The sequence below is a fragment of the Catenulispora acidiphila DSM 44928 genome (assembly GCF_000024025.1).
GTDB lineage: Bacteria > Actinomycetota > Actinomycetes > Streptomycetales > Catenulisporaceae > Catenulispora > Catenulispora acidiphila.
Window position 1 is genome coordinate 4,183,903 of record NC_013131.1, and the last position, 12,237, is coordinate 4,196,139.

General features: G+C 68.1%; 8 protein-coding genes. 7 read left to right on the top strand and 1 reads right to left on the bottom strand.

Annotated features, from left to right (window positions below):
- Positions 1-96: 96 nt before the first annotated feature.
- The 6 genes from CACI_RS18480 to CACI_RS18505 all read left to right on the top strand — a co-directional run bounded on the left by CACI_RS18480 (position 97) and on the right by CACI_RS18505 (position 8,600).
- On the top strand, positions 97-1,674 hold the full coding sequence (locus CACI_RS18480; RefSeq protein ID WP_015792349.1) for a cellulase family glycosylhydrolase: 1,578 nt from the start codon (positions 97-99) through the stop codon (positions 1,672-1,674).
- Between the two features lie 278 nt (positions 1,675-1,952).
- Entirely contained in the window at positions 1,953-3,278 is a 1,326-nt protein-coding gene (locus CACI_RS18485; protein ID WP_015792350.1) for an ABC transporter substrate-binding protein, read from the top strand.
- Between the two features lie 6 nt (positions 3,279-3,284).
- Positions 3,285-4,250 carry a carbohydrate ABC transporter permease gene (locus CACI_RS18490; RefSeq protein WP_015792351.1) on the top strand — a complete coding sequence of 322 codons (966 nt, stop codon included), beginning with the start codon at positions 3,285-3,287 and terminating at the stop codon, positions 4,248-4,250.
- Entirely contained in the window at positions 4,247-5,077 is an 831-nt protein-coding gene (locus CACI_RS18495) for a carbohydrate ABC transporter permease (protein ID WP_015792352.1), read from the top strand. The genes CACI_RS18490 and CACI_RS18495 overlap by 4 nt, the downstream gene beginning before the upstream one ends.
- Complete coding sequence (locus CACI_RS18500; protein WP_015792353.1) at positions 5,074-7,563, top strand: glycoside hydrolase family 2 protein; 2,490 nt, start codon at positions 5,074-5,076, stop codon at positions 7,561-7,563. Before CACI_RS18495 ends, CACI_RS18500 begins: the two co-directional genes overlap by 4 nt.
- The gene (locus tag CACI_RS18505; protein WP_015792354.1) at positions 7,560-8,600 is read left to right on the top strand and encodes a LacI family DNA-binding transcriptional regulator; all 1,041 of its coding nucleotides are present in this window, start codon (positions 7,560-7,562) and stop codon (positions 8,598-8,600) included. The genes CACI_RS18500 and CACI_RS18505 overlap by 4 nt, the downstream gene beginning before the upstream one ends.
- Before the next feature lie 44 nt (positions 8,601-8,644).
- Here the strand turns inward: CACI_RS18505 and CACI_RS18510 are convergent, their stop codons facing one another.
- Positions 8,645-10,156 carry an alpha,alpha-trehalose-phosphate synthase (UDP-forming) gene (locus CACI_RS18510; RefSeq protein WP_083795763.1) on the bottom strand — a complete coding sequence of 504 codons (1,512 nt, stop codon included), beginning with the start codon at positions 10,154-10,156 and terminating at the stop codon, positions 8,645-8,647.
- 403 nt (positions 10,157-10,559) lie between these two features.
- Here CACI_RS18510 and CACI_RS18515 point away from each other — a divergent pair, with 403 nt between their 5' ends.
- Positions 10,560-12,209, top strand: coding sequence for an amino acid permease (locus CACI_RS18515; protein ID WP_015792356.1), 1,650 nt, complete (start codon positions 10,560-10,562; stop codon positions 12,207-12,209).
- The last annotated feature ends 28 nt before the right edge of the window (positions 12,210-12,237 follow it).

Below are 12,237 nucleotides of genomic sequence, written 5' to 3' on the forward strand. Positions count from 1 at the left end.
TGCGTTCCCGACGGGCCTGGCTACGTGCCCTTGTTGCCCGTTGGCACGGTGTCTACGTTTCGCCGCGACATCCATCCTCATTGTCAGGAGCGGCGTATGCGACATCCGTTCTCCCTCTTCAGATCTGCCCGCAGCCGGGCGGTTTCGGCCGTGGCCGCGGTCGCGGTGATCACTATCGCGGGCGCCGGGGCTGTGGTGGCGCTTCCGCGAGCCGCGCAGGCGGCCGGGGCGACGCAGTGTCAGGTTTTGTACTCGGTGGCCAATGACTGGGGCAGTGGCTTCAGCACGAACGTCAGCATCACGAACCTCGGTGCGCCGTGGACGAGCTGGACTCTCGGCTACTCCTACGCCGGGAACCAGACGCTGTCCTCGGGCTGGAACGGGTCCTGGACCCAGTCCGGCAAGGCCGTGACGGTCACGAGCATGTCGTGGAACGGCGCCGTGGCCACCAACGGCACCGTCACCCCGGCGGCGAACTTCACCTACAGCGGTGCGAACGCCGCCCCGACGGCGTTCACCGTCAACGGAGTCCTGTGCGGCGGGCCCGGCTCGCCGCCTCCGACGTCCACCCCCAGCACCTCGCCCTCAACCTCGCCGAGCAGCACGCCGAGCACGCCGCCGAGCAGCCCGCCGCCGGGGACGCCCGCCCCGCAGCTTCACGTCTCCGGAAACCACCTGGTCACCTCGGCCGGCGCGACCTACCGTCTCCTGGGCGTCAACCGCTCCAGCGGCGAGTTCGCCTGCGTCCAGGGCAAGGGCATGTGGGACGGGCCGGCGGACCAGGCCACGATCGATGCGATGAAGACCTGGAACATCCACGTTGTGCGCATCCCGCTGAACGAGGAGTGCTGGCTGGGCAACAGCGACGTCCCCGCGGGCGGTACCGTCGGCGCCGCGTATCAGAAGGCGGTCAAGGACTACACCGATCTGTTGGTGGCCAACGGCATCAACGTGATCCTGGACCTGCACTGGACCTACGGCCAGTACACCGGCCCGAGCTCGGCGTGCGCCGACGCGCTGGCCGCGTGCCAGAAGCCGATGCCGGACGCGCAGTACACCCCGACGTTCTGGAAGCAGGTCGCCACCGCGTTCAAGGGTGACAACGCAGTGCTCTTCGACCTGTTCAACGAGCCCTATCCGGACGCCGCGAACAACTTCTCCAACGCCACCGAGGCCTGGACGTGCCTGCGCGACGGCGGAACCTGCACCGGCATCACCTACCCGGTCGCCGGCATGCAATCGCTGGTCGACGCGGTCCGCGCCACCGGTGCCACCAACGTCGTCATGACCGGCGGCCTGACCTGGACCAACGACCTGAGCCAGTGGCTGGCCTACGAGCCGAAGGATCCCACCGGCAACCTGGTCGCCTCCTGGCACTCCTACAACTTCAACGGCTGCATCACCACCTCCTGCTGGAACTCCACTATCGGCGCCGTGGCCGCGAAGGTGCCGGTCCAGGCCGGCGAGATCGGCCAGAACAACTGCAACCACGACTACATCGACCAGGTGATGGCCTGGGCGGACGCCAACGGCGTCGGCTACTCGGCGTGGACGTGGAACCCCTGGGGCGTCTGCAACAGCAACGGCAACGACCTGATCACCGACTGGAGCGGCACACCCACCGCCACCTACGGCCAGGGATACCAAGCGCATCTGCTCACCCAAAAGCCCTGATTCCCGACCCCTACCGAGCCACAAACGGCGTCGGCGCTGGAGCGTTCCCTCGGAGCGCTCCAGCGTTCGGCGGCCGTCAAAACGCTTAAACACTTAAGCTCATCAGGACCCGTAGGTAACGAAAAGGTTTCGGTGACCTCTGAGGTTCTTGACGCTCTGCGCAGCTGACGCCTACGTTCCTCGCCATCGGAGTCGACCGCTGCTTCGTCTCTGAACCTTAAACGTATAAGAGACGGCGGTCACAACCCCTCAACGATCAATGATTCCGGAGATGGCACATGAGGAAGCGAACAACGGTCCTGGCCGCCGTGATCACGGCCTGCGCCCTGGCTCTGGCCGCCTGCTCCGGCGGCGCCCACGGCACCGGCGGCAGCGCCGCCGCCACCGCCACCGACCCGGCCGGCGTGAGCGGCGACATCACGGTCCTGACTCACAAGACCGACCTCGCCGCCGACGGCACCCTGGCCCGCTACGCCGCGGAGTTCAACAAGATCTATCCGAACGTGCACGTCAAGTTCGAACCCGTCGTCGACTACGAAGGCGACGTGAAGATCCGCCTCAACAGCAGCGACTACGGCGATGTGCTGATGATCCCGGCCTCGGTCCCGGTCGCGGACTACCCCAAGTTCTTCGCCCCGCTCGGCACCCCCGCCGACCTGGACCAGAAGTACCGCTTCATCGACCACGGCACGTACAGCGGCCAGGTGTACGGCATAGCCATCAACGGCAACGCCACCGGCATGGTCTACAACAAGACGGTGTGGCAGCAGGCCGGCGTCACCAGCTGGCCCACCACGCCCGACCAGTTCCTCGCCGACCTGCAGGCGATCAAGACCAAGACCCAGGCCACCCCGCTCTACACGGTCTACCACGAGGGCTGGCCGATGACCGCCTGGCAGTCCTACCTCGGCGAGCTCAGCTGCGATCCCAAGGCCTCCGACGACCTCGCCACCGACGCCGCGCCCTGGGGTCCGGGCAAGGAGCTCAACCAGATCGACACGATGCTCTACAACGTCGTCCACAATCAGCTCACTGAGAAGGACCCGACGACGACGGCCTGGGACGCCGCCAAGAGCGGCATGGGCTCGGGCAAGATCGGCACGCTGGCGCTGGCCTCCTGGGCGGTCTCCCAGATGCAGCTGGCCGCCAAGACCGCCGGCGCCGACCCCGCCAGCATCGGCTTCATGCCCTACCCGACGCAGGTCGGCGGACACTTCTGCTCCGTGGTCTCGCCGGACTACATGGAGGCCGTGAGCATCCACTCCCAGCACAAGGCCGCGGCGCGCGCCTGGGTCGACTGGTTTGTCGACAAGTGCACCTACGCTCAGGACCAGGGTCTGCTCCCGACGTTGAAGACCGGGGCGATGCCGCCGGAGCTGGCCGCGTACCAGAGTGCCGGCGTGCAGTTCATCGAGCTCGCGCAGAACGCCAACACGCAGATCTCCACCATCGACAACGATTCCGAGATCGGTCTGCAGAAGCCGGACTACCGGCAGCACATCGTGGACTTGGCGCGCGGCGCCGCCGGCGGGAGTCTGGACGGTTATTTCGCCGACCTGGACAAGAAATGGGCGGCAGCCGTGAAGACCGCCGCCGGGTCCTGATCTGAGATGACCGACCGACACGACGTCGTCGAGGCTCCGGCGGGCCTCGACGACCGGATCCCCTTGCCGGCGGCGGGCCGGCCGCGAAACGCGCGCCGGCCTCGGCGCGGACTGCTCACGCGCGCGACGCCGTGGCTGTTCCTGGCTGTCCCGCTCGTTTTGCTGGCGACGTTCACCTACACGCCGATCGCGAACATGCTCTACTACAGCTTCACCGACTGGGACGGCTTCAGCCCCGACCGGCACCTGGTGGGCTCGGCGAACTACACCGAGCTGTTCACCCGGCCCGACCTGTTCCGGGTGTTCTTCGTGAGCCTGTTCTACCTGGCCTCCGGCGCCGTGCAGATGGTGCTGGCGCTGTACTTCGCGACGGTGCTCAGCTTCAACGTCCGGTTCAAGAACTTCTTCAAGGGCGTGCTGTTCTTCCCCTACCTGATCAACGGCGTCGCGATCGGCTTTGTGTTCCTGTACTTCTTCCAGCCCGGCGGAACTCTGGACTCGGTACTGCGCCTGGCCGGGGTGCACAGCCAGCACCTGTGGCTGGGCGACCCGAAACTGGCCAACTGGTCGCTGGCCGGGGTGTCGCTGTGGCGCTACCTCGGACTGAACTTCGTGCTCTTCCTCGGCGCGATCCAGTCCATCCCCGGCGACATCTACGAGGCCGCCGACCTGGACGGCGCCAACCGCTGGCACCAGGTCCGGTACCTGATCCTGCCGGGCATCCGGCCGGTCGTCAGCCTCGCGGCGATCCTGGTGGTGTCCGGCTCGCTGTCCGTCTTCGAGATCCCGTACATCATGACCGGCGGCGCCGGAGGCACCACGACCTTCGTCATCCAGACCGTGAAACTGGCCTTCCAGTTCAACAAGGTCGGCCTGGCCTCCGCCGCGGCGGTGGTGCTGCTGGGCATCGTGCTGGTCGTCACCTGGGTCCAGCGGCTGCTGGTGCCCGACGAGGGGGTCGATCTCACATGAGCGCGGGCGCGCGCGCCGCGGTCACCGGCAAGTACGCGTCGTTGGTCGCCGCCTCCGTCGTGACGCTGTTGCCGCTGGTGGTCGTGTTCATGGCGGCGTTCAAGACCGAGGCCGAGTCCCAGAACGGCGGACCGCTGAAGCCGCCGCACGACTGGTTCAACCTGCACAACTTCCAGATCGCCTTCACCCAGGGGCACATGCTCCGGGCGTTCGGGAACACCGCGTTCATCCTGGTGTTCGCCGTCAGCGGCACGGTCCTGATCGGGTCGATGACGGCCTACGCGATCGACCGCTACCGCTTCCGGCTGCGGCGGCTGACCATCGGGCTGTTCCTGCTCGCCGCGCTGGTGCCCGGCGTCACCACGCAGGTCGCGACGTTCCAGATCATCAACTCCTTCGGCATCTTCGACACCCGCTGGGCGCCGATCGCGCTCTACACGGGCACCGACATCGTCTCGATCATGATCTTCCTGCAGTTCATGCGGTCCATCCCGATCTCGCTGGACGAGGCCGCGCGTATCGACGGCGCCTCGCCGGTGCGGATCTACTTCCAGGTGATCCTGCCGCTGCTGAAACCGGCGATCGCCACGGTGGTGATCGTCAAGGGCGTGGTCATCTACAACGACTTCTACACGCCGTTCCTGTACATGCCCTCGCCCGACCTCGGGGTCATCTCCACCTCGCTGTACTACTTCAAGGGTCCCTACGGCGCGCACTGGGAGATCATCTGCGCCGGGGCCGTTCTCGTGATCATTCCTACCCTGGTGGTGTTCTTGTTCTTGCAGCGCTTCATCTACAACGGTTTCACCCGCGGGGCGATGAAATGACCCCGACCCTCACGAGCCGCACCGAGCTCACCGCCGGCTGGACGCTGCGTGCGGTCGGCGGCGACGTGCCGCCGGAACTGGCCGGGGTGTCCGTGCCGGCGACCGTCCCGGGGTGCGTGCACCTGGACCTGCTTGCCGCCGGGCTCATCCCCGATCCGTACCTGGACGAGAACGAGAAGCTGTTGGGCTGGATCGGGCGCGTGGACTGGCGGTACGAGACGACGTTCGGCTGGGACGGCCCCAACGATTCCACGGATCTGGTCGCGCTCGGGCTCGACACCGTGGCGGTCGTCGAGCTCAACGGAGCCGTCGTCGCCGAGACCCGCAACATGCACCGGAGCTACCGCATCCCCGTCTCGGACCTGCTTCATCAGGGTACGAACACGCTCGCCGTGACGTTCACCGGCGCCTTGACCGCCGCCGAACAGGCCGAGAAGGAACTCGGCGCGCGGCCGCACGTCAACCGGCACCCCTACAACGCGATTCGCAAGATGGCCAGCGACTACGGATGGGACTGGGGACCGGAGATCATGACCGCCGGGATCTGGCGGCCGCTGTATCTGGAGTCCTGGCGGCAGGCCGGAATCGATGCCGTGCGGCCGTTGGTCGCGCTCGATGGCGACACCGGGGTCGTGTCAGTGTTCGTAGATCTGCGGTGGGCGCCCGAGTCGGCGGAACCGCTGCGGATGGAGGTGTCGGTCGGGGACGTGCTGAGTTCTGTGGATGTTCCCGCCGGGCTGCGTTCGGCGTTCGCCGAGGTTCGGGTGCCCCTGGCGAAGAAGTGGTGGCCGCACGGGTACGGCGAACAGCCTCTGTATGACATCGGGGTTCGGTTGCTCGGCGATGACGTCGTCCTCGATGCGTGGCACGGCCGGATCGGATTCCGCACGGTCGAACTCGACACCACGCCGGATGAGCACGGAACGCCCTTCACCTTGGTGGTCAACGGCCAGCCGGTCTTCGCACGCGGTGTCAACTGGGTGCCAGGGGACTGTTTCCCCTCCCGTGTCGGACCAGAGCTTTACGAGCAACGCCTCATCCAGGCGCGCGAGGCCAACGTCAACCTGATCCGCGTCTGGGGCGGGGGCATCTACGAAAGCGACGCCTTCTACGACCTCTGCGACGAACTCGGTCTGCTGGTCTGGCAGGACTTCCTCCTTGCGTGCGCCGCCTACTCCGAAGAAGAGCCACTGCGCAGCGAGATCATCGCAGAAGCCTGCGAAGCCGTGACCCGGCTGAGCCCGCATCCGTCGCTGGCGTTGTGGAACGGCGGCAACGAGAACGTCTGGGGCTACCACGACTGGGGCTGGCAGGAAGAACTGGACGGCCGCAGCTGGGGATGGCAGTACTACAGCCAGATCCTCCCCGACATCGTTCGCGAGCTCGATCCGACCCGACCCTACGTCCCCGGATCGCCCTACTCTCCGGATCCCGCGCTCCACCCCAACGATCCCGACCACGGCACGATGCACATGTGGGACGTCTGGAACGAGCTCGACTACACCCGCTACCGCGACCACACCCCGCGCTTCGCCTCAGAATTCGGCTTCCAGGGCCCGCCGACCCTCAGTACCCTGACACGAGCCGTCCACGACCGGCCGCTGCGTGTCGGCTCGGCCGCCATGCTCGTCCACCAGAAGGCCGACGACGGCGACGGCAAACTCGCCCGCGGCCTGGCCGGGCACCTGCCGGCGCCGGCCACGTTCGAGGACTGGCACTGGGCCGCGTCGCTGAACCAGGCGCGCGCCGTGGCGTTCGGCGTGGAGCATCTGCGCTCGCTGACCCCGCGCTGCATGGGCGCCGTGGTGTGGCAGCTCAACGACGTGTGGCCGGTCGTCTCCTGGTCCGCCGTGGACGGCGACGGACGCCGCAAACCGCTGTGGTTCGCGCTGCGGCGCGCGTTCCGGGACCGGTTGCTGACGATCCAGCCGCGACCGGACGGCCTGACGCTCGTCGCGGTCAACGACAGCGGCGAGCCGTGGCGCGCCGAGGTGCCGGTGACGCGGTTCGACATCGACGGGACGGCGCTGGCCAGCCAGATGGTGAGCGTCGAGGTGGCGGCGCGCGGCGTGGCGGCGTGGGTGTTGCCGCCGCGGATCACCGAACCCGACGATCCGGCGCGCGAGCTCATCGCCGCCGGGCTCGGCGCGGACCGGACGCTCAGCCCGTTCCGGGAGGACGTGGACGCCGCGCTGCCCGAGGCGCGGCTGCGCACCCGGGTGGAGCGCGTCGCGACCGGATACCGTGTCACGGTGATTGCCGAGACCTATGTCCGCGACCTGGCTTTGCTGGCCGATCAGGTCGCCGCCGACGCGCAGGTGGACGACGCCCTGGTGACGTTGCTGCCCGGCGAGCAGGCGGTGTTCGACGTGCGCACGTCGGCGCTCGTGGACCCTGACGCGTTCGACGATCCCGCGGTCCTGCGCTCGGCGAACCAGCTGGTCACCGGCGACGGCGTGGCCGACGTCCGCGGCGGCGGCCGGTGAACCGACCGGCGAAGCGGGCGACGATCGCCGAGATCGCGGCGCGCGCGGGCGTGTCGATCGGCGCCGTGTCCTACGCGCTCAACGGCCGCCCCGGCGTGTCCGAGCAGACGCGCAAACGCATCCTGGAGATCGCCGACGAGTTGGGCTGGCGGCCGAGCCTGGCCGCCAGATCGCTGTCAGGCGCCCGGGCACACAGCGTCGGCCTGATCATCGCCCGCACCGCCGACACCCTCGGCGTCGAACCGTTCTACATGCGCTTCATCGCAGGTCTGGAGCGCGAACTGTCCGAACAACGCGTCGCCCTGCTCCTGCAAGTGGTCGAGGACCACGACGCCGCCATCGAGGCGATGCGCCTGGCCTGGGCCGAGCGCCGCATCGACGGCATCGTGGTCACCGACCTGTGGACCGAGGACACCCGCATCCCGGTCCTGACCGAACTGCGCATCCCCGCCGTCCTCGCCAGCCAGCCCCGCCCCGACGCCCCCACCACCCGCCTCGGCACCGTCTGGAAGGACGAAGCAGCCGCAGTCGACGCATCAGTCGACTACCTGGTAGCCCTAGGCCACCGCACCATAGCCCGCGTCGCAGGCCTTCCGACCTTGGAACACACCCAGCTCCGCATCGTGGCCTTCCGCGAAGCCATGGCCCGCCAAGGCCTCCCCGAACCACCCATCATCGAAACCGACTACAGCGCCGAAGAAGGAGCCCAAGCAACCCGCACCCTCCTGTCCCGCCGCGACCGCCCCACCGCCATCCTCTACGACAACGACGTCATGGCGGTGGCCGCCCTCAACGTGGCCCAGGAGATGGGCATCTCAGTACCCGGAGACCTCTCGATAGCCGCCGGCGACGACTCCCAACTGTGCGTCCTGGTACGCCCCGGACTCACAGCCCTGTCCTGGGACATCCAGGCCTACGGCAGGAACACCGCCCGCGTCCTGCTGGAGATGATCGAAGGCGGCCCACCGCGCTCCTTCCAGCAGAGCACGGCCCGGCTGCTCGTCCGCGCGAGCACCGGTCCGCCGCCGCGAGGGTGAGGGACGGGCTATCGCCGCCGGCACTGAGATATTCCGGCGGCGTCCTACTGTGGCGTCGCCGCTGCGGTCAAGGGCGTCGGCCTGATCAACGTCGTCACGTCGAGCGCTGGTGTCGTCGTGTTCGTCGACGGCATCGGAGTGGGCTCTAGGAAGTCGAGGAAGGATTGCGCCCACCGGCTCACGTCGTGCGTCATCACCTGGCGGTGCATGGCCCGCATCCGTGACCGCTCCTCGGTTGGGTCCATGGTCAGCGCTCGTTCCAGGGCGTGTGCGACGCTGTTCAGGTCGTGCGGGTTCACCAGGAAGGCGTCGGTCAGCTCGGCCGCCGCTCCCGCGAACTCGGACAACACCAATGCTCCGTCGAGGTCGTGCCGGGTGGCGACGTACTCCTTGCACACCAGGTTCATCCCGTCTCGCAGGGGTGTGACCACCATGACGTCGGCCGCGCAATACAGCGCGACAAGCTCCTCGCGGTCCACCGGCTGGTGCAGGTAATGGACGATCGGGCGGCCGACCCGGCCGAACTCGCCGTTGAGTCGCCCCACCTGCTCCTCGATGCTGCGCCGCATCGCCTTGTACTGATCGACGCGCTCCCGGCTCGGAGTCGCCAGCTGGACCATGGCCACCGACTCCGGGTCCACCTGGCGCGTGACCAGCAGCTCGCGCAAGGCCCGCAGCCGTACGTCGATGCCCTTGGTGTAATCGAGCCGGTCCACTCCCAACAACAATCGGCGCGGATTCCCCAAGTCCGTACGGATCTGCTGGGCACGCTCGACAGTGCGGGACTGCCGGGAGAGTTCGTCGAAGGCCGCGGTATCGATGGAGATCGGGAAGGCTCCGACCTTGACCTGCCGGCCGTCGTACGGGACGGACCCGGGGTGGCTCCGGACATGCACCGCCGCCTTCGACGGTTCCAGGCCCAGTAGTTTGCGGGTCAGCCACAGGAAGTTCTGCGCCCCGCCTGGCATCTGGAAGCCGACCACGTCGGCGCCCAGCAGTCCCCGGACGATCTCGCTGCGCCATGGCAGCTGCATGAACAGCTCGACCGGCGGAAACGGGATGTGCAGGAAGAACCCGATCCGTAGATCAGGACGCTGCTCCCGCAACATGGCCGGAACCAGTTGGAGCTGGTAGTCCTGCACCCATACCGTCGCCCCCGGCGCCGCCGCGGCGGCAGCGGCATCGGCGAAACGCCGGTTCACCGCGACATGGCTGTCCCACCAAGCCCGCTCGAACACCGGCCGCACCACGACATCGTGATACAGCGGCCAGAGCGTGGCGTTGGAGAAACCCTCGTAGTGGTCCCGCACCTCGGCAGCGGACAGGCGCACCGGATGCATCACCAAGCCGTCGTCGTCGAAGGATGCCACATCCAGATCGGCCTGACCGGACCATCCGACCCAGGCGCCCTTACGGTCGCGCAGAAACGGCTCCAACGCACTGACCAGACCACCAGGACTCGAACGCCACCGTTGAGTCCCGTCCTCAAGTTGTTCCACATCAACCGGCAGCCGATTCGCGACCACCAGAAAGTCCGCGGCACGCCCTGTCGTCATCCCCACAGCCAAACGCCTCTCATCTCATCGACACGATCGCGATCGCGCTGCGACCGATCGGCGGTTCGGCCGTTCCACGACGGTGGGAAACGGCGCACTTCGACCCGAAAGGTTCGTAAGTAGTTATAGCTATACGGGATTGCGCGGATGTTTCGCCGGTGCTTCTGAGGATGGAACAGTCGGCGTTCCGCCCCGAGGATCTTCGTGGCCTGATCGTCGCTGTGCCCGGCTCAGACCATGGACAAGCCCAGTTCTTGGCGAGCCTGCCGGTGGATGCGCAGGACTTAACACACGCGCCATTGACGTGACACAGGACCGTGACGGCCCGACCGCACCGTATCGATACCTGTCAATCGACAGAAAAGCGGGGACGCCCGTCCCGTCCGAGTTGCCGAGGTCAGCCATGAAGCAGCAGCTGAACGTGCCCCCTCCCGCACAGCGCACCGACGCCACCGGCACCACCCACGCCGACGCCACCGGCGCCACCCACACCGACCGCACCGGTCCCGCCACTGATTCCACCGCCGAGGAGGTGGGCGCCCTGGCCGTCCTGGGCTACCGCCAGGAGCTGCGCCGGGGTGTCGGGACCTTCTCGTCTTTCGCCGCCGGTTTCTCCTTCGTCTCGATACTGACGACCGTCTTCCAGTTGTTCGGGCTCGGCTTCGGGTTCGGGGGCGCGGCGTTCTTCTGGACCTGGCCGCTGGTCTTCGCCGGGCAGATGCTCGTCGCGCTGAACTTCGCGCAGCTGGCCGGGTGGTGGCCGGTGTCCGGAGCCGTGTTCCAGTGGTCGAGCCGGCTGGCCGGGAAGTCCTTCGGCTGGCTCACCGGATGGACGATGATCATCGGGCAGATCCTCACCGTCGCCGTGGCCGCCGTCGCGGTGCAGGCGGTGCTGCCGAGCATCTGGGCCGGCTTCCAAATAGTCGGGGGCTCGCACGCCGACCCGACGCCCACGTCCGGCACCGGTGCTGAGAACGCCGTGGTGCTGGGCTGCGCGATGCTGGCCGTCACGACGGCGGTGACGGTCCTACGCGTGCGCGTCATGGCGATCGTCACCAGCGTCGGGGTCGGTGTGGAGATCGTCGGGGTCACGGCGTTGGTGGCGCTGCTGTTCTTCCTGCCGAAGCGGTCCGCGACCGTGGTGTTCCACCACACCGGCGCGACCTTCTCCGGGTCCTACGCGTTCGCCTGGCTCGCCTCGGCCCTCATGGCCGCCTACGTGCTGGTGGGCTTCGACGCCGCCGGCGAGCTGTCCGAGGAGACGCACGCGCCGCGCCGCACCACGCCCCGCACGATCGTGCGCGCGGTGCTCGTCTCGGGCCTCGGCGGAGGTCTGCTGATTCTCGCCGGGCTGATCGCCGCGCCGAGCCTGACCGACGGCCACCTCGCCTCGCAGGGCCTGGCCTGGGTGGTCGAGCAGCGGTTCGGTGCGGTGGTGGGCCGGCTGCTGCTGTGCACGGTCGCCGTCGCGGTGTTCGCCTGCACGCTCGCCTGCCAGACCGCCGGGTCGCGCATGGTGTACTCGATGGCGCGCGAAGAGGCGCTGCCCGGCTCGAAAATCCTGGCGCGCGTGTCGCCCAGGACCGGGACGCCGGTCGTGGCCGGCCTGGTCGTCGGCCTCGGCGCCGTCGCCGCGCTGCTGGTCAACATCGGCCAGACCGCGCTGTTCACGGCGTTGTCCAGCCTGTGCATCGCCATGCTCTACCTCGCCTACCTCGGCGTCACCGGACCGCTGCTGTACCGGCGTCTGTCCGGCTGGACCGCCGCGCGGTCCGGGGACCTGGACGAGGACGGCCAGCCGGTCTTCACCCTCGGGCGGTGGGGCGTCGTGCTCAACGCGGTGGCGGTCCTCTATCAGGCCGCGATGGTCGTGAACCTGTTGTGGCCCAGGACCGCGGTCTACGACACCACCGGGCACACCTGGTGGCTGCGCTGGTCCGCGGTCCTGTTCATCGCCGCGACCACGGCGGTCGGAGCCTGCTACTACGCCTTCACCCACCGCGGGCACCGCGGGTTCGCCGAGGTCCGGCTGGCCGCCGCCGAAGCAGCCTGAGACACCCGCCCGGAGAAAGGAGACAACC

What these genes read in the sequence shown, in the direction of transcription:
- CACI_RS18490 (WP_015792351.1), top strand. Translation starts at nt 3,285, where the DNA reads ATGACCGACCGACACGACGTCGTCGAGGCTCCGGCGGGCCTCGACGAC.
- CACI_RS18510 (WP_083795763.1), bottom strand. Translation starts at nt 10,156, where the DNA reads ATGACGACAGGGCGTGCCGCGGACTTTCTGGTGGTCGCGAATCGGCTG.
- CACI_RS18515 (WP_015792356.1), top strand. Translation starts at nt 10,560, where the DNA reads ATGAAGCAGCAGCTGAACGTGCCCCCTCCCGCACAGCGCACCGACGCC.
- CACI_RS18480 (WP_015792349.1), top strand. Translation starts at nt 97, where the DNA reads ATGCGACATCCGTTCTCCCTCTTCAGATCTGCCCGCAGCCGGGCGGTT.
- CACI_RS18500 (WP_015792353.1), top strand. Translation starts at nt 5,074, where the DNA reads ATGACCCCGACCCTCACGAGCCGCACCGAGCTCACCGCCGGCTGGACG.
- CACI_RS18495 (WP_015792352.1), top strand. Translation starts at nt 4,247, where the DNA reads ATGAGCGCGGGCGCGCGCGCCGCGGTCACCGGCAAGTACGCGTCGTTG.
- CACI_RS18485 (WP_015792350.1), top strand. Translation starts at nt 1,953, where the DNA reads ATGAGGAAGCGAACAACGGTCCTGGCCGCCGTGATCACGGCCTGCGCC.